This is a genomic window from Nocardioides sp. Root240 (assembly GCF_001428825.1).
Classification (GTDB): Bacteria; Actinomycetota; Actinomycetes; order Propionibacteriales; family Nocardioidaceae; genus Nocardioides.
The window spans coordinates 449350-464931 of sequence record NZ_LMIT01000010.1; the positions used below are offsets into that span (position 1 = coordinate 449350).

Here is a 15582-nt window from a genome sequence, read left to right on the forward strand (position 1 = left end):
TCGGTGACATCAGCCACTAGAACCTGTTCTAGATTCGCCCTACGCTGGCCCCATGATCACCTCCGACGCGATCGTCTGGAACGCCGCGAACGATCCGCACCCGGCCCGCGCCGCCTCGCAGCGCTCGTACTCCGCCGTCGCGAAGGGCGACCTCGCCGAGTGGCTGACCGTGTACGCCGAGGACGCCGTCCTCGAGGACCCGGTCGGCCCGTCGATGTTCGACCCGGAGGGCAAGGGCCACCACGGGCACGCCGGCATCGCCGCGTTCTGGGAGAAGGCCATCGCCCCGATCGACACCTTCGAGTTCCAGATCAACGATTCCTTCGCGAACCCGGGCAGCAACACCTGCGCCAACATCGGCCGGATCAAGACGTCCTTCGCCGACGGCTCGCACACCACGACCGACCTGATCATGGTCTACGTCGTCGACGACGAGGGCCGCGTGAAGTCGATGAAGGCGTTCTGGGAGCCGGACCGGACGATGGCGAGCTTCACCGCCGCCGGCTGACCGGCCGTTCGCGGCTCCGTCGCGGCTCCGTCATCAAAACGGGTGGCGCGGGTTCGTAGGGTGGATCGACGTGAGCCCCCTGACCGAGCAAGAGATCCGTGCGTCCTTCGTGAACTGCTCCAAGGGCGAGGCCAAGCGGCTGAACGTCCCTCGCGACCTCGCCGACCAGCCGTGGGACGACCTCGACTTCCTCGGCTGGCGTGACCCGCAGTCGCGCACCCGGGGCTACCTCGTGGCGGAGCACGACGGCGCGCCGTACGGCGTGGTGCTGCGCGCCTCCGACGCCGGCGGCAACGTCCCCCGCAAGAACCTCTGCAGCCTCTGCCTGACCCCGCACTCCGCCGGCGGGGTCGCCCTGCTGGTCGCGCCGCGTGCCGGGAAGTCCGGCCAGAACGGCAACTCCGTCGGCACCTACATCTGCGCCGACCTGCAGTGCTCGCTCTACGTCCGCGGCCGGAAGAAGACCGACATGGGCCGCCTGCCCGAGTCACTCCCGATGGAGCAGCAGGTCGAGCGGCTGCAGGCGAACCTCGGGGCCTTCTTGGCGCGCGTCGGCTGATTCACGCGTTTCCCTAGGGGGTCGTCGCGGTCTCGATCCAGTTGACCAGAGGCCGCAGCCGCCGCCAGTCCTCCCGCACCTTGTCGAGCAGCTCGGCGGTGTGCACGAACGGCTCGAACCCGTACGACCGCATGCCCAGCACCGTCTTCATGCGCAGCAGGTCGATGCGCGGGTGCTCCTTGTCGTAGCCGCGCGGCACCGTCTTGAGCCGCTCCCCCGCCACCTCGAAGCCACCCTTCTCGAGGTCGCGCAGGATCCGCTGCAGCGCCTTGCCCGTCTTGTCATCGGCCATCGCCTCCCGCAACGCGGCCAGCCGCTCACCGCCGGCCTCGTAGATCCCCCCACCGACCCGTACGCCGGGCGCGGCCACCTCGACGTACCAACCGGTCGCGGCAGCGACCCCGACGAAGGCGCCCTGGTGGGTCTTGTAGGGCGTCTTGTCCTTGGCGAAACGGACGTCGCGGTAGGGCCGGAACACCTTCGCGGCGCCGAACTCCTGCGCCAGCGCGTCGGTGAGCGCGACCATCGGCGCCTTCACCGCGTTGTCGTAGGTGGCCTTGTGGGCGTCCCAGAAGGACTTGGTGTTGTCGACCTCGAGGTCGTCGTAGAAGTCGAGGGCGGCGACGGGGAAACCGGAGAACTCCACGGCGCGAGCCTACGACCCGTCAGCGGATCGCCACCGTGTACGCCGAGTAGCGAGCCAGGCTCGTGTACCCGGCTCTCGCCGCGGTGACCCTGACCCGGATCTTGTGGCCGCGGGTCGACGCAGGAAGCTTGAGGGTCCGCGCGGTGGCCCCCTTGATCGCCGTACTGCCCCGGAACCACTGGTAGCGGTAGGTCAGCCCGCCGGGGGTCCAGGTGCCGCGGTTGGCGGTGAGAACGTGGCCCACGTGCCGAGTGCCGGTGACGGACGGAGCAGCACTGTTGGTGAGGATGCCCGCTGCCACGGCACCGGTCTGAGCCGACGTCGCGGTACCGGTGGCGTACCCGCCCTTCGATGCCGTCACCCGCACGCTGATCCGCATCCCCCTCACGCCAGCGGTCGGCGTGTACGTCGAGCCGGTCGCTCCGCTGATCGCCGAACCGTTCGCCTGCCATTGGTAGGCGTAGCTGCCGGCGGGGTTCCAGGTGCCGGGGGAAGCGCTCAGCCGGACTCCCACCCGCGGCGTCCCACTGACCTTCGGTTGCGAGAGCGCCGTCATCGGCAGCCCGCCCTGCTCCGAGACGACGACCCCGGACGACGTCGCCGAAGCAGGGGCGAAGCCCGCCTTCGATGCGGTGACCCGCACGCTCACGGTCGTGCCCACATCGCCGGCAACCAGGGTGTGGGAGTTGGCGGTCGCCCCGCTGATCGCACCCCCGTTCCTCAACCACTGGTACGTCGGCGACGTGCCTGACGGCGTCCACGAACCGGCGGCAGCAGTGAGCGTGCCGCCCGGCTCGGCTGCACCCGCGATGGTGGGGAGCTCGACGTTGGAGACCACACCGGCTTGGACGACCTTCGATGCCGAGGGTGCCCAGCGCGGTTCTCGGCCGTCCTTCCGCGCCTGGACCCAGACCGTCAGAGCTCGCCCTGCGTCGGCGGGCCCGGGTGTGTAGGTCGAGGCGGTCGCCCCGGCGATCACCGTCCCGTCGACGACCCATTGATAGGCGAAGGTCGTCGGTGCCGGATCCCAGGAACCGGACGTGCTCGCGACCTGGGCGCCGACGGAGGGCGTGCCGACGATCGCCGGCGGCACCGTGTTGACGATGACGGAGTCACGCGCCACGAACTTCTGCACGTGACCGTGGAAGTCGCTGACATAGATGCCGCCGGTCGCATCCACCGCAACTCCGAAGGGCGCCGTCGTGGTGGTCCCGTTCGGGACGGTCCACGTGCTCACGAGCGTGCCCGTGATGGAGAACTGCTGGATGCGAGAGCTAAAGGCATCGGCGACGTACAGGTTGCCGGCGGCGTCCACCGCGGCCCCGTGCGGCACGACGGTTCCACCGTCGAGGTCTCCCTCGACGTTCCACCGGGCGAGGAATCCACCGGAGCTCGTGAACTTCTGCACCCGGTTGTTGAACGTGTCGACGACGTAGACCTTCCCGCTGGTGTCGACCGCGATGCCGGAGGGCGAGCTGAACTGACCGTCAGCGGAACCGGCGGAACCCCACCCGGCCAGGAACACCCCGGAGCTCGTGAACTTCTGCACGCGGTCGTTGTCGGAATCGGCGACGTAGACGCTCCCGTCGGGCGCCACGGCGATGCCCAGCGCGCCGCTCAGCTGGCCTTCGGCCGAGCCGTGACTCCCCCACGAAGCCACGGATGCGCCGCTGGCGGTGAACTTGAGCACTCCCAGGTAGTAGTCGACGACGTAGACGTACCCGGTCTCGTCCGTGGCCACGGCGACAGGCGCGGGCAGCAGGTCGGTGCCGCCCCACTGGCCCACGAACTCGCCCTCGGCGGTGAACCGCTGGATCCGGTGGTTGCCCGTGTCCGCGACGTAGACGTCCGAGGCGCCACCCACCGCGATCCCGTAGGGGAAGTCGAACTGCCCCTCCCCCGCGCCGGAGCCGCCCCACGTCCTGACGAGGACGGGTGGGTCCGAGGGCGCAGCCCAGGCCGCCGGGAGCAGGCCGGTCAACAACGAGACCCCCGCCAGCAAGGACGTCAGGATCAGCCTCGACCTCGTGCCTGCACGCGAGGCGGCGTTCACGGTGGACATGAAGGGTGACCGCTCGCTCGCTACTTGATCGGCACCGTGAACGCCGAGTACCTCGCGGCGCTCGCGTAACCCGTCCGGGCAGCGGTGATCCGCACCCGGATCCTCTTGCCTCTCACGCCTGCCGGGAGCTTGTAGGTCCTGCCCGTCGCGCCGGTGATCGCAGCCGTTGCCTTGAACCACTGATACCTGTAGGTCAAGCCAGTCGGCGACCAGCTACCGACGGAGGCCGTCAGCCGATATCCGACCCGCTTCGTCCCCGCGATGGTGGGCAAGGACCTGTTCGTCACGATGCCTGCGGCCACCAGCGCCGTCTTCGCCGATGTCGCCGAAGCCGATGCGAGACCGACCTTCGACGCAGTGGCCCGAACGCTGATCCGCCTGCCCTTCACGCCTGACGTCGGCGTGTACGTCGCCGCGGTCGCCCCCACGATCGCCGAGCCGTCCGCGAGCCACTGGTAGGCGAAGGTCGCGCCCGACGGGCTCCACATGCCGGGCGACGCGGTCAGCCTGACTCCCACCCGGGGCGTTCCGACGACGGTGGGCGGCGCCGTGTTCTGCAGCGCGTCGGGGGTCGGCGGCACCTCCCCGATGGTGAAGCTGGTCGTGTTCACGGCGGGCTCGCAGGGGAACTGCAGCCTCGCGTCGAGGGACGCCGCCAGGAAGGCCGTCGAGGCCTGGTCGTCGTAGAAGGCGTCGATCGTCCAGTTCGAGCCGACGAAGCTGGCCGTCACGGTGAACGACCCGTCGAAGGTGCCGGACTTCGCGACGATCTCGCGGTTGAAGCCGCCCTGGCAGCCATCCCAGCTGAATTGGATGCCGTAGCCACCTTCGGGAAAGGCCGCGATGCCCTCGGCGTGGTACCCCACGGTCATGGTGTCACCGTTCACGGCGAGGCCCGTCAAGGAGACGAGGGGGGACGAAGTGGCGTCACCGGCACCGTCGTGGGCCACGGACGCGGCGTAGGACGCCAGCACCGTGTCCGTCGGGCCAGCATCGGCGGCGGCGCTGGCTGCGAAGGCGAGGACGAGGGAACAAGCGACCCCCATGATCGCCACGAGACCTCTGGAGCTCTTCATGAGCGTGATCCTCCTGCGAAGAGGTCCTCCGGAGACGGCGTCGGACCGTTTCCGGACGAACCCCGGACACCACGCCGGCCGTTCCCTACGGAATGCGGACCCACTCGACACCGACGCGGAAGGCGGCGGGCAGCGAGCTGATCACGACGAGTGCGATGAACCCGCTGATCACCTTGTCCCCCATCGACGTGACGAGGTTCGAGAACCCGACCGCGGCAACCAGGCCGTTGCCGAGATCGAGGAACGTCTGCGTGATGAAGTCCTGGCCCTGCCCCACCGAGCCCCCGAAGACGACGACCAGGATGGGGACCGCCACCAGCGTGCAGGTCGTCGCGACGAGGACGTTGAGCAGGAGGAAGCGCGGCAACGTCCGGACCATCCGAAGACGACGGGCGCCGTAGCCCCAGACCAGCGCGCCGGCGACGTTGACCAACGCGAACGGGATCGACACCCAGCCGCTGCCGACGGCCCCGACGACATTCGTGGTCGCGCCGACCGCCGCGCCTCGCCATGGCCCGAGCGCGACAGCGGCGATCGCCGTGCCCACCATGTCGAGGTAGATCGGAAGGTGGAGCACATCCACCATGACGCGGCCCACCAGGTTCGCAGCGATGCAGGCCGTCGCGAGGACGAGGGCCTGCCGCAGCGTCGGAGGAGCAGCCGCCAGCTCGTCCGCCGGCGCCCTGTGCGCGTCACGAACCCACTGGTCGACGTCCGCCACCGTCCCGCCCAGAGCCTCGGCGATCTCGTACAGGAAGTCCACGTTGAGCCGGGCCCGTCCCGGACGGAGCGAGTCGTACACGGTCGACCTGGCCGCACGGGCCGCGTGGGGACTCACCCCCGCACCTTCGCGCGACTCCGTGATGCGCTGCGCTATCACTTCGTACGACGGATTCCCTGCGCTCTGGCGAAGCTCCTGAAACCTCGCCACGACGCCGTCCCACGGGTTGTGGAGTGGTGGGCTCAGTTCTTCCCGGGACAACTCCAGACCTCCATGGCGAGCGGTGAGCGTGTCATCCCGAGTGACGTGGCGACGGGAGGATCCTAGGGGACGAGGAACGCCCGGAGCGGTCGCTGGGACGACGGACGGGCGGTCCGTCGGTGTCGCCGGACGTCACGGCCGGCGCGCGCGGTCACCGGGGCCTCGGTGGCCGCTCTCCATGTCAGGAGCTGTGACCGGCGGCACCTCGGCCACGCGCGGGACCGGCACGTTCCACCGCAGTGCGTGCTGCATCGCCACCACCATCGCCCGGTCGTCCGTCGGGTCCGCCGGGTCGTACCAGACCGTCGTGCGCTGCCCCTCGAGCACGAGTCCGTGCTGCGGGATCGTCATCCTCCGGTGCAGCCGGTAGGCGTGGTCGCCGATCACGAAGCGGAAGGTGACCGTGGTGATCACGTTCGACGCCTCCTCGAAGTCGTCGGGGTCGAGGCCGGAGTCGAGCACCGTCGCAGGTACGGCGGTGCCGCGCGCGATCAGGTCGAGCTCGTGGCGGTAGCGGCGACGCCGCCGGGAGACGGCGACGTAGCCGAGCACCATCGCTACCGCACCGGCGAGGGCGAGGCCGATGGCGACCAGGGCATAGGTGTCGCCGGCGCCGAGGTGGGAGGTGGCGATCAGCAGGCCGAACGCACCGGCGGGCAGCGACGTGCCCCAGGAGTGGAGCTGGCCGACGGCGAGCGGGTGGCTGTCGACCATGAACGACCACATGACGAGGCCGACCACGGCGATGATGCAGCCGCCGATGGTGGCGATCCCGATGTCGTCGCCGGCGACGTACGACGCCGGGGCGTCCTCGTTGGCGTCGATGACGGTGCAGCCGATGCCGTAGCCCGCGAGCAGGCTGCCGGCGAGCAGGAGGACCTGCGCGACGGCCAGGCCGACACCGTGCGTGGGACGCGGGACGAACTGGAAGGGGGACGGCTCCGAGACGGCCATGGCGTCATGAGACCGTCCCGGACGGCCTTTCGGCAAGGGGTCTCCCGGCCTGTGGCGAATACTGGTCGCATGGCGAAGAAGCGATGGAGCGCCCTGGACCCCCGAGCCCGCAAGGCGATCCTGGTGGCGGGAGCCGTCGACGGCGTCCTGCGGGCGGCCGCGCTGATCGACCTCCAGCGACGGCCCGACGACGAGGTGCGCGGCTCGAAGCGTCGCTGGGGAGCGGCTCTGGCGCTGGTGAACTCTGCAGGCGTCCTGCCGGCGGCGTACTTCCTGCGCGGGCGTCGTCCGAGGGCCTGAGCAAGACCAAGGCGTGGAGCGGATGACGAGGTTCGAACTCGCGACATTCAGCTTGGGAAGCTGACGCTCTACCAACTGAGCTACATCCGCACGACCCCGGTTGCCCGGAGCGTGGAGGATGCTACCCGATGGGTGCGAGCGCCGGACGCTTCGGCTCCACCCCGTCGCCCGACGACCGGCCGGTGACCCGGCGCTGGACCCAGGGGGCCAGGTGGGAGCGGGCCCAGGCGAGGTCGGCGGCGCGCTGCTCCCGCGCGCTCAGGACCGGTACGACGACCGGCGGCAGCGGCTGCAGGTCGTGGGCCACGCCCAGGGCGTCCAGCGCGGCGATGGCGATCGACTGGTGGCCGACGGCGTTGAGGTGGAGGCGGTCCTCGTCCATCACCTCAGCGACGGTCCAGCCGCGCATCCGCCACATGTCGACGAGCGTGGCGCCGTGCTTCTCGGCGATCTCGCGGACCCACTCGTTGAAGATCGCGGTCCGGCCGCGGATCACCTTCATCATGCCGCTGTTGCCGGTGTCGGCGATGGTGAAGACCACGACGTGCGCGCCGCTGCCCGCGATCCGCCCGATCGCCTCGTCGTACGACGCCGCGAGGTCGTCGAGGTCGACCTTGGGCCGCAGCACGTCGTTGCCGCCGCCGTGGATGGTGACGAGGTCGGGGCCGAGCGCGAGGCCGGCGTCGACCTGCTCGTCGATGATCGCGGGGAGCTTGCGGCCACGGATCGCGAGGTTCGCGTAGCCGAAGTCGACGCCGGCGGCACGGGCGTCGGCGGCCAGCGCCTCGGCGGTGCGGTCGGCCCAGCCGCGCAGGCCGTTGGGACGTGCCGGGTCGGGGTCACCGACCCCTTCGGTGAAGGAGTCGCCGAGCGCGACGTACTTGCTGAAGGTCACCGATCCATTGTGCGCGGCGGGTCGAACGGCGCGTCAGAGGGGCAGGGACGCGAGGTCGGCGGCGATGATCTCGCGGTCCTCCTCGTCCTGCTCCGTCGCGAGCAGCGCCAGGCCGCGGTCGCGGGCAGCGAGGGCGCCCGGCCGGTCGTCGGCGAGCAGCAGCGCGCGGGCGAGCGCCTCCTCGGCGGAGGCCCGCATCCATGCGGCAACCCCGGGACGGGCGGCGTACGCGAGGCAGCGGCGAGCGTGGTGCAGCGCCGGCTCCGGGCGGCCGAGCTCGACGTACACCCGCGAGCACTGCCACTCCCCGCCGGCGCGGTTCTCGTCGGTGCCGACAGCGTCCCAGTGGAAGCGGGAGGCGTGCGCCATGTGCAGCATCCGGTCGGTCTCGTCGTCGGTCCGGCCTGCCTTGTCGAGCAGCGCCCACGTCCCGTTGAAGAGCGCCACGGCGAGCGCGCGCTGGTCCACCTGCTGTTGCTCGTCTGCCATCGGGGCTCCTGACGGTAGTGTGCCGACCGTGCTGCTCAGCGACAGGGACATCACAGCAGAGATCGACCGCGGACGGATCGCTCTGGAGCCCTACGACCCCGCGATGATGCAGCCGTCGTCGATCGACGTGCGGCTGGACCGGTTCTTCCGGGTCTTCGACAACCACAAGTACCCCTCGATCGACCCGGCGGCGGACCAGTCCGACCTGACCCGTGTCGTCGAGCCGGAGGGCGACGAGCCGTTCATCCTGCACCCGGGCGAGTTCGTGCTCGGGTCGACGTACGAGGTCGTGACCCTGCCCGACGACATCGCCGCGCGCGTCGAGGGCAAGTCCTCGCTCGGCCGGCTCGGGCTGCTCACCCACGCCACCGCGGGCTTCGTCGACCCCGGGTTCTCCGGCCACGTCACGCTCGAGCTGGCGAACGTCGCGACGCTGCCGATCAAGCTGTACCCCGGCATGAAGATCGGCCAGTTCTGCTTCTTCCGGCTGACCTCGCCGAGCGAGCACCCGTACGGATCCGAGAAGTACGGCTCCCGCTACCAGGGCCAGCGTGGTCCGACGCCGTCGCGGTCGTTCCAGAGCTTCCACCGCACGTCGATCTGACAGGTTGCTGACGGGTTCCTGCGGTTGTTGACGGTTGCAACCGTCATCAACCGCGGGAATCCCCGCCTAGGCGGGGATTCCTGCAGTTAGGTTAGCCTGACCTCATGACCGTCGAGCAGAACGAGTACGTCGCGACCCTGCCCATGCTCCTGAGCGAGCTCGAGGTGGTGCGGGTCGAACGGGTCACGCCGTCCTTCGTCCGCATCGAGCTGGGCGGCGACGAGCTCGCGGAGTTCGGTACGCCGGGGCCCGTGCTCGACCAGCGGATCAAGATCGTCTTCCCCAACGCCGCCGGCGAGCTGCCGTCGTTCGCGGACGCCGACGAGTCCTGGTGGACCACCTGGATGGAGATCCCCGAGGACCAGCGCGGCTCGATGCGGACCTACACGGTCCGCGACGTGGTCGGCACCGGCACCGACACCCGTCTGGTCGTCGACATCGTGGTGCACGAGACCGACCACCGGGGCGCCGACGACCCGCTCGACGGCGCCGGCAACACGTGGGCGCTGCAGGCTCGCGCCGGCCAGCGGCTCGTCGTGATGGCGCCGCGGCGCGGCCACGAGTTCGGGGGGATCGAGTGGTCCCCCGGCAACGCGAGCAGGCTGCTCCTCGTCGGCGACGAGACCGCCGCGCCCGCGATCCGCGGCGTGCTGCGGGACCTGCCCGCCGACGCCCGGGGCGCGGCCTTCCTCGAGGTGCCCCTCGACGCGGACGTCCTCGACGACGTGGCCGCGCCGCCGGGCGTCCAGCTCACCTGGATCCCCCGCAACGGCGGCGCACGCGGCGAGGAGCTGCACGCGGCGGTCCTCGCCCACCTGACGGGGAGCGCTCACACCGAGGCGATCACGGTGTCCGACGACGAGATCGACCCGGACCTTTGGGAGACCCCGGTGTACTCGTCGTCCGGCGAGCAGGTGGCCGAGGCGACCGCCGTACCGACCGAGGGGACGCCGTACGCCGGCCTCTACGCCTGGATCGCGGGCGAGTCCAAGGTCGTGACCGGCCTGCGGCGCAAGCTGGTCAACGACCTCGGCCTCGACCGCAAGCAGGTCGCCTTCATGGGCTACTGGCGCGAGGGCGTCTCGATGCGCTCCTGATCAGGGGCGCACGGCCAGCGTGATCGACGACGGGTAGGCCGTCCCGGTCCGCACCGTCACCGGCACCAGCTGGGAGAGCAGGTCGGTGAGCGGCGAGAGCAGGTGCGGGACGTCGAACGCCTGCACGGCGATCCGCAGCCGATGTCCCGGCTGGATCGCGGCGCCGGTCGGGAACACCTCGACGTCGACGGGTGCCACCTGTCCCGAAGGCAGCTTGGACTGGGTCGCCTTGGTGAACGGGTGGTACGGCTGGAGCAGCTTCCCGTCGAGGTAGCGCGACCTCGCCGTGTCGAGCGTGCGGTGGGAGATGACCTGCCAACCGCCGGTGATCCTGTGAACGCTCCCATCGGGCGCGACGTCCTCGATCGCGACCGAGAGCATGCCGTCACCGGTCGGCGTGGAGACGTAGAGCCGCGCGTTGACCGGGCCCTGGAGGCGCACCGCCCTGGTGACCGGCGGGGTGTCGAAGGTCAGGCCGCCGTAGTCGTTGAGCTTGTTGTTGGTGAAGCACGGGAAGTCCTTCAGCAGCATGTTCGCCACACCCGCGGTCCACTGGTTGGCCGAGCGGGTGCACAGGCCGGTGACGGGGATCGGCGGGACGATCGAGGAGCCAGCTGCCGGCGTACCGGTGACGAGCCCGCCGGTGCGGCCACCGACCGCCGAGCTGCCGGACAGCTTGTAGACGCGGGCCGACAGGTCGCTGTCGATCCACTTCGCCTTGCGCACCCACTTCCCGGTGCCCTGCTCGTAGTAGGTCAGCGGCGCGATGCTGGCGAGCTGGCCGTCGCGGCCCTTGATGTAGTGGTCGAACCAGCGCAGCTGCAGCTCGGCGAGCGTGCCGTAGCCGGCCTTCGCCACCTCGGCGCCGGACGAGCCCTGCAGGTGGTCCCACGGGCCGAGGATGAACTTCGTCGGGACGCCGTTCCTCTGCAGCGCCTCGAAGTCGAGCGGGGTGCCGCGCTGGAAGAGGTCGTACTCACCGCCGACGAAGAACGTCGGGACCTTCACCTTGTTGATCGTCGTGATCGGCGAGCGCTCACGGTAGAACGGGCCGTCGTAGGCCGGGCTGCCGCCGAGCAGCGCCTGCACCGCGAGCGGCAGCGTGAACCCGAGCCCGCCCATCAGGTGGTCGGTCGCCATCTTGAAGCCGGCCGCCGGCTCCTGAAGGCCGTACGCCGGCGGAATCACGCCGGTGACCGTGACCAGGCCCAGCCACAGCGGGATGAAGCCGACGTCGATCTGGCCGCCGGAGGCGACCACATCGCGGTAGACGTCCGCTGCCGGCACCTGCGGGAAGATCGCCTTGAGGCCGGCGGGCTGCTGGGCAGCGGCGAGGAGCTGCGAGATGCCCATGTACGACGCGCCGGTCATGCCGACCTTGCCGTTGCTCCACGGCTGGCGGGCAGCCCAGTCGACGATCGCGCCCGCGTCCTTGCCCTCCCGGGCGCTGAACGCGGCCCACTGGCCCTGCGACGTGCCCGTGCCGCGGGCATCGACGGTGAGCTGGGCGTAGCCGCGCTTGACGAGGTACCCCGGGTCTGCGCCCGCGAGCACCGCACCACCGCCGGCGGAGAGCACCAGCTTGTTGTAGGCGGTGATCGTCACGATCACCGGCAGCCGGGTGGTGACCGGCTTGCCGTCGGCCGTCGCCGGCCGCTGCAGGTCGCCGCGCAGGATGACGCCGTCGTCCATCGTGATCGCCAGGTCGCGGGTGGTCACGGTCTGGGAGTACTGCTCGCCGCGGGGCGTCCAGCCGCCCGCGGCGGCCGCCACGGCGGTCGGGACGGAGGCGGTCGCAGCAGGTGCGGCGGTGGCCGCGGGTGCGGCCTGGGCGGGCGGGGCGGCCGGGACCAGGGTCGCGGCGGCGAGCACCGCCCCGGCCAGGGCGGCCACGGGGCGCGGCAGACGGACCTTCATGCGGGTTCTCCCTCCTCGCGGACCCCTGCGGGTCCACGAGGAGCAACGAGGGAGATACGCCGTCCGTCACGGCGTACCAGAACCGGTTCTTGCGAAGGTCCTCAGAAGAGGGCGAGCGGCGTACGACGGCCCCGGGCCGCCTTGGCCCGGGCGACCACGCGCTGGCGCGCGGCCCGGCGGATCCGCTCGTCGACGTCCTGGCGGCTGCGTTGCTCGTGGAGCATCTCGAACATCACGGACTCCTTTCGTTGGGTCCCCCGCGTAGGTTTCCGCCGCACGTCGCGCCGCCCGCCGTTTCTGGACGGAGGAGCGAGCGAGGGATGAGCGAGCGGGGGAGGAAGAAACGGCGTTGCAGGCGGCGCGGCCGGCCGAGCGGAGCGAGGGCAATCAGGCGGGGACGAGGGCGACGTCGCCCGAGACGGTGGTGGCACGGATCTCCACGTGGTCGACGCCCGGCTCCGGCTGGCCGGTGGACGGCAGGGTCGAGCTGATCCGTCCGGAGATCGACGTGATGTCGGTCCAGACCGGCGTTCCGGCGGGGACGCCGACGACGATGTCGCCCGATGCTCCCTTGGCACTGATCCGGCCGCGACGCGCGCTGCGGATCGCGACCCGTCCGGAGCCGGTGGTGCTGGCGATGTCGTCCTCCGACCGGAGCACCTCGAGGTCGCCCGAGCCGGTCTTGACGACGACCGGGCTCAGCGCGTGGCCGATCCGGATGTCGCCCGACCCGCTGGAGATCGAGGTAGTCCCGGCCGCCGAGTCCAGGACGACGTCGCCGGACCCGCTGCGGACCTTGAGCGCGCCGGCGACGGCGCCGATCGCGACGTCGCCGGAGCCGGTGTCGACCACGGCGCTCTCGCCGATGCACTCGAGGCGCACCTGCCCGGAGCCCGCCTTCACCTTGGTCGCGGCGACCTCACCGGTGACGTCGATGTCGGCGCTGCCGCTCTTGGCGACGAAGCTGCTGCCGGTCGGCACCTCGATCTCCATGTCGAGCGACTGGTCGCCACGGAAGAGTCCCCCGCGCCACTTGGGCGCGATCACGCTGATCCGGTCGCGGTCGTGGGTCACGGTCGCCTCGTCGGCGCGGAGGCCGGCGACGCGGACGTGCGTGATGGCGGTGTCGGTCGCGACGACGACGATGCGACCAGCGCCGTTCTCGACGTACAGCTGGACGGGGGCGGGGGTGTCGAAGGTACGGACGAGGGGTTCGCCGTTCATGGGGTGCTCCTTGGAGGGGGTGGGCTCAGAGCCAGCCGGTCATCCGGCGGTTGCCGGGCCGGCCGCTGCTGAAGGGGAAGTCGCCGCCGAACGGGACGCTCGACAGGTCGACGTCGACGTGGACGGCGCGCTCGCTGGTGGCGCTCCGGATCAGGTTGACCAGCCAGGTGTTGAGCGACTGGCCCGCCTGCGCGGCAGCATCGTCCGCGCGGGTCTTCAGGGACTCGGGCAGCCGCAGGCTGACCCGGGCCAGGCCCTCGTCCTCCGCGGCGGACGGAGCCGGGGGAAGCGGGACGGTCGACGCGGCGGGTGCCGCCGGGGCGTCCGGAAGGCCCTCCTCGACGACGAAGTCGAGGTCGCGGCCGTCGAGCCGGACGTCGACGCTGCCGCTGGACATCGCCGCGGTGATCTCGGAGGCGGCCTGGCTGATCGCCTCCATCACGGCCAGCCGGACGGCGGGATCGAGCGCGTAGCCGAGCCGCTCGGCGCTCTGCCGCGCCTCCGGGCCGGCGCTGTCGGCAGCGGCCAGGAGGTCGCGGCGGAGGCTGTCGACGTACGGCGTGAGGTCCATGGACATCACTATGACGTCACGATGACGTCATGTCAAGGAGATGTGGCGTCACGGTGACGCCTCGCGGCGTCAGCCCAGGCCGAGGAGCTCCGTGGACCGCTCGCGCATCTCCACCTTGCGGACCTTGCCGGTCACCGTCATCGGGAACTCCTCGACCACGAGGACGTAGCGCGGGATCTTGTAGTGCGCGAGCTTCCCGGTCGCGAACGCCTTCACGCCCTCCGCGTCGAGCGCCGGCGCGCCGGCGCGCATCCGCACCCAGGCACACAGCTCCTCGCCGTACTTCTCGTCGGGGACGCCGACGACCTGCACGTCCTCGACGTCGGGATGGGTGTAGAGGAACTCCTCGATCTCGCGCGGGTAGATGTTCTCGCCGCCGCGGATCACCATGTCCTTGATCCGGCCGACGATGTTGCAGTAGCCGTCCTCGCGCATCACGGCGAGGTCGCCGGTGTGCATCCAGCCGTCGGCGTCGATCGCCTCGGCGGTCTTCGCCTCGTCGTTCCAGTAGCCGAGCATCACCGAGTAGCCGCGGGTGCAGAACTCACCCGGCTCGCCTCGCGGCACCGTCTCCCCCGTCGCCGGGTCGACGATCTTGATCTCGACGTGGGGCGCGGCCCGCCCGATGGTGGAGGTACGGCGGTCGAGGTCGTCGTCCGCGCGGGTCTGGCAGCTCACGGGGCTGGTCTCGGTCATGCCGTACGCGATCGACACCTCGGCCATGTGCATGTCGTCGATGCAGCGCTTCATCACCTCGACCGGGCAGATCGAGCCGGCCATGATGCCGGTGCGCAGGGTGGACAGGTCGTGACCGGCGAAGTCGGGGGCGTTCTGCATCGCGATGAACATCGTCGGCACGCCGTACACCGCCGTGCACCGCTCGTCCTCGATGGCCTGCAGCGTGATCGCCGGGTCGAAGCCGGGCGCCGGGATCACCATCGTGGCACCGTGGGTGATGCAGCCGAGGTTGGCCATCACCATGCCGAAGCAGTGGTAGAAGGGCACCGGGATGCAGAGCCGGTCCTGCTCGCTGAACCCGATCAGCTCGGTCACGAAGTAGCCGTTGTTGAGGATGTTGCGGTGGCTCAGCGTGGCGCCCTTGGGGAAGCCGGTGGTGCCGCTCGTGTACTGGATGTTGATCGGGTCGTCCGGCAGCAGGGCGCGCTGACGCTCGGTGAGCGCGTCGGCCGGGAGCTGCTCGCCGGCGGCGACGAGGGCCTGCCAGTCGTCGGTGTCGACGTAGACGGTCCGCTCGAGGCCGGGCACCTCACCCTTCGACGTGACCTCCTCGACCATGCCGCGGTAGTCGCTGGTCCTGAAGCTCGTGACGGTCAACAGCAGGCGCAGGCCGGACTGGTTGACGGCGTAGGCGAGCTCGTGGGTCCGGTACGACGGATTGACGTTGACCAGCACGGCACCGGCCTTGGCCGCGGCTAACTGGACGATCGTCCACTCGGCGCAGTTCGGCGCCCACATGCCGACCCGGTCGCCCTGCGCGATGCCGCTGGCGATCAGCCCGCGCGCGACCTGGTCGACCGCGTGGTCGAACTCCCGCCAGGTCCACCGGCGCCCGCTCGCCACCTCGACCAGCGCCTCGCGGTCGGGCCACAGCCCGACGGTGTGCTCCAGGCGAGCGCCGATGGTCTCGTCCAGCAGGGGCGTCGTGGTCTCTCCGGCGGCGTACGACAGCTCGGTCAT

17 protein-coding genes and 1 tRNA gene are annotated in these 15582 nt (G+C 70.7%); 5 read left to right on the top strand and 13 right to left on the bottom strand.

Annotation, left to right across the window (positions count from 1 at the left end; translation table 11 throughout):
- Positions 1 to 52 precede the first annotated feature (52 nt).
- Both ASE20_RS12255 and ASE20_RS12260 read left to right on the top strand, forming a co-directional pair.
- Complete coding sequence (locus ASE20_RS12255) at positions 53 to 508, top strand: nuclear transport factor 2 family protein (protein WP_056894817.1); 456 nt, start codon at positions 53 to 55, stop codon at positions 506 to 508.
- A 70-nt stretch (positions 509 to 578) separates the two neighbouring features.
- Entirely contained in the window at positions 579 to 1067 is a 489-nt protein-coding gene (locus ASE20_RS12260) for an FBP domain-containing protein (protein ID WP_056894818.1), read from the top strand.
- Positions 1068 to 1080: 13 nt separating this feature from the next.
- On the opposite strand, the gene ASE20_RS12265 is transcribed toward ASE20_RS12260, so the two are convergent.
- The 5 genes from ASE20_RS12265 to ASE20_RS12285 all read right to left on the bottom strand — a co-directional run bounded on the left by ASE20_RS12265 (position 1081) and on the right by ASE20_RS12285 (position 6787).
- On the bottom strand, positions 1081 to 1713 hold the full coding sequence (locus ASE20_RS12265; protein WP_056894819.1) for a DUF2461 domain-containing protein: 633 nt from the start codon (positions 1711 to 1713) through the stop codon (positions 1081 to 1083).
- Positions 1714 to 1732: 19 nt separating this feature from the next.
- Positions 1733 to 3775, bottom strand: a complete 2043-nt coding sequence (locus ASE20_RS12270) for an SMP-30/gluconolactonase/LRE family protein (RefSeq protein ID WP_056894820.1) — start codon at positions 3773 to 3775, stop codon at positions 1733 to 1735.
- 20 nt (positions 3776 to 3795) lie between these two features.
- A complete protein-coding gene (locus ASE20_RS12275) occupies positions 3796 to 4962 on the bottom strand; it encodes a hypothetical protein (RefSeq protein ID WP_157538509.1) in 1167 nt (388 codons plus the stop codon).
- On the bottom strand, positions 4937 to 5689 hold the full coding sequence (locus ASE20_RS12280) for a hypothetical protein (RefSeq protein WP_157538510.1): 753 nt from the start codon (positions 5687 to 5689) through the stop codon (positions 4937 to 4939). The genes ASE20_RS12275 and ASE20_RS12280 overlap by 26 nt, the downstream gene beginning before the upstream one ends.
- Before the next feature lie 276 nt (positions 5690 to 5965).
- Positions 5966 to 6787, bottom strand: coding sequence for a DUF3592 domain-containing protein (locus ASE20_RS12285; RefSeq protein WP_056894823.1), 822 nt, complete (start codon positions 6785 to 6787; stop codon positions 5966 to 5968).
- A 69-nt stretch (positions 6788 to 6856) separates the two neighbouring features.
- On the opposite strand from ASE20_RS12285, the gene ASE20_RS12290 reads away from it, so the two are divergent.
- Positions 6857 to 7087 (top strand): hypothetical protein, encoded by a 231-nt coding sequence (locus ASE20_RS12290; protein WP_056894824.1) that lies wholly within the window; start codon positions 6857 to 6859, stop codon positions 7085 to 7087.
- Between the two features lie 14 nt (positions 7088 to 7101).
- On the opposite strand, the gene ASE20_RS12295 is transcribed toward ASE20_RS12290, so the two are convergent.
- The 3 genes from ASE20_RS12295 to ASE20_RS12305 all read right to left on the bottom strand — a co-directional run bounded on the left by ASE20_RS12295 (position 7102) and on the right by ASE20_RS12305 (position 8471).
- A tRNA-Gly gene (locus ASE20_RS12295) sits at positions 7102 to 7177 on the bottom strand.
- A gap of 31 nt (positions 7178 to 7208) precedes the next feature.
- On the bottom strand, positions 7209 to 7982 hold the full coding sequence (locus tag ASE20_RS12300) for an SGNH/GDSL hydrolase family protein (RefSeq protein WP_056894825.1): 774 nt from the start codon (positions 7980 to 7982) through the stop codon (positions 7209 to 7211).
- A gap of 33 nt (positions 7983 to 8015) precedes the next feature.
- Positions 8016 to 8471, bottom strand: a complete 456-nt coding sequence (locus ASE20_RS12305) for a hypothetical protein (RefSeq protein ID WP_056894826.1) — start codon at positions 8469 to 8471, stop codon at positions 8016 to 8018.
- A gap of 28 nt (positions 8472 to 8499) precedes the next feature.
- Here ASE20_RS12305 and dcd point away from each other — a divergent pair, with 28 nt between their 5' ends.
- Both dcd and ASE20_RS12315 read left to right on the top strand, forming a co-directional pair.
- A complete protein-coding gene (gene dcd, locus ASE20_RS12310; protein WP_056895176.1) occupies positions 8500 to 9075 on the top strand; it encodes a dCTP deaminase in 576 nt (191 codons plus the stop codon).
- Between the two features lie 104 nt (positions 9076 to 9179).
- The gene (locus tag ASE20_RS12315; protein WP_225869099.1) at positions 9180 to 10172 is read left to right on the top strand and encodes a siderophore-interacting protein; all 993 of its coding nucleotides are present in this window, start codon (positions 9180 to 9182) and stop codon (positions 10170 to 10172) included.
- On the opposite strand, the gene ASE20_RS12320 is transcribed toward ASE20_RS12315, so the two are convergent.
- The 5 genes from ASE20_RS12320 to ASE20_RS12335 form a co-directional block, all read right to left on the bottom strand.
- The gene (locus tag ASE20_RS12320; protein WP_056894827.1) at positions 10173 to 12089 is read right to left on the bottom strand and encodes a CocE/NonD family hydrolase; all 1917 of its coding nucleotides are present in this window, start codon (positions 12087 to 12089) and stop codon (positions 10173 to 10175) included.
- 101 nt (positions 12090 to 12190) lie between these two features.
- Positions 12191 to 12322, bottom strand: a complete 132-nt coding sequence (locus ASE20_RS25840; RefSeq protein ID WP_263969873.1) for a hypothetical protein — start codon at positions 12320 to 12322, stop codon at positions 12191 to 12193.
- Between the two features lie 154 nt (positions 12323 to 12476).
- Positions 12477 to 13313: a DUF4097 family beta strand repeat-containing protein gene (locus ASE20_RS12325; RefSeq protein WP_056894828.1), complete on the bottom strand. Its 837-nt coding sequence runs from the start codon at positions 13311 to 13313 to the stop codon at positions 12477 to 12479.
- A gap of 25 nt (positions 13314 to 13338) precedes the next feature.
- Positions 13339 to 13884: a pilus assembly protein HicB gene (locus ASE20_RS12330; RefSeq protein ID WP_225869100.1), complete on the bottom strand. Its 546-nt coding sequence runs from the start codon at positions 13882 to 13884 to the stop codon at positions 13339 to 13341.
- 69 nt (positions 13885 to 13953) lie between these two features.
- Positions 13954 to 15582 carry an AMP-binding protein gene (locus ASE20_RS12335; RefSeq protein WP_056894829.1) on the bottom strand — a complete coding sequence of 543 codons (1629 nt, stop codon included), beginning with the start codon at positions 15580 to 15582 and terminating at the stop codon, positions 13954 to 13956.

Bases quoted from the DNA above. Each gene is read 5' to 3' on its own strand.
- ASE20_RS12290 (WP_056894824.1), top strand. From the start codon at position 6,857: ATGGCGAAGAAGCGATGGAGCGCCCTGGACCCCCGAGCCCGCAAGGCG.
- ASE20_RS12315 (WP_225869099.1), top strand. From the start codon at position 9,180: ATGACCGTCGAGCAGAACGAGTACGTCGCGACCCTGCCCATGCTCCTG.
- ASE20_RS12270 (WP_056894820.1), bottom strand. From the start codon at position 3,775: ATGTCCACCGTGAACGCCGCCTCGCGTGCAGGCACGAGGTCGAGGCTG.
- ASE20_RS12330 (WP_225869100.1), bottom strand. From the start codon at position 13,884: ATGGACCTCACGCCGTACGTCGACAGCCTCCGCCGCGACCTCCTGGCC.
- ASE20_RS12285 (WP_056894823.1), bottom strand. From the start codon at position 6,787: ATGGCCGTCTCGGAGCCGTCCCCCTTCCAGTTCGTCCCGCGTCCCACG.
- ASE20_RS12305 (WP_056894826.1), bottom strand. From the start codon at position 8,471: ATGGCAGACGAGCAACAGCAGGTGGACCAGCGCGCGCTCGCCGTGGCG.
- ASE20_RS12335 (WP_056894829.1), bottom strand. From the start codon at position 15,582: ATGACCGAGCTGTCGTACGCCGCCGGAGAGACCACGACGCCCCTGCTG.
- ASE20_RS12320 (WP_056894827.1), bottom strand. From the start codon at position 12,089: ATGAAGGTCCGTCTGCCGCGCCCCGTGGCCGCCCTGGCCGGGGCGGTG.
- ASE20_RS12255 (WP_056894817.1), top strand. From the start codon at position 53: ATGATCACCTCCGACGCGATCGTCTGGAACGCCGCGAACGATCCGCAC.
- ASE20_RS25840 (WP_263969873.1), bottom strand. From the start codon at position 12,322: ATGTTCGAGATGCTCCACGAGCAACGCAGCCGCCAGGACGTCGACGAG.
- ASE20_RS12325 (WP_056894828.1), bottom strand. From the start codon at position 13,313: ATGAACGGCGAACCCCTCGTCCGTACCTTCGACACCCCCGCCCCCGTC.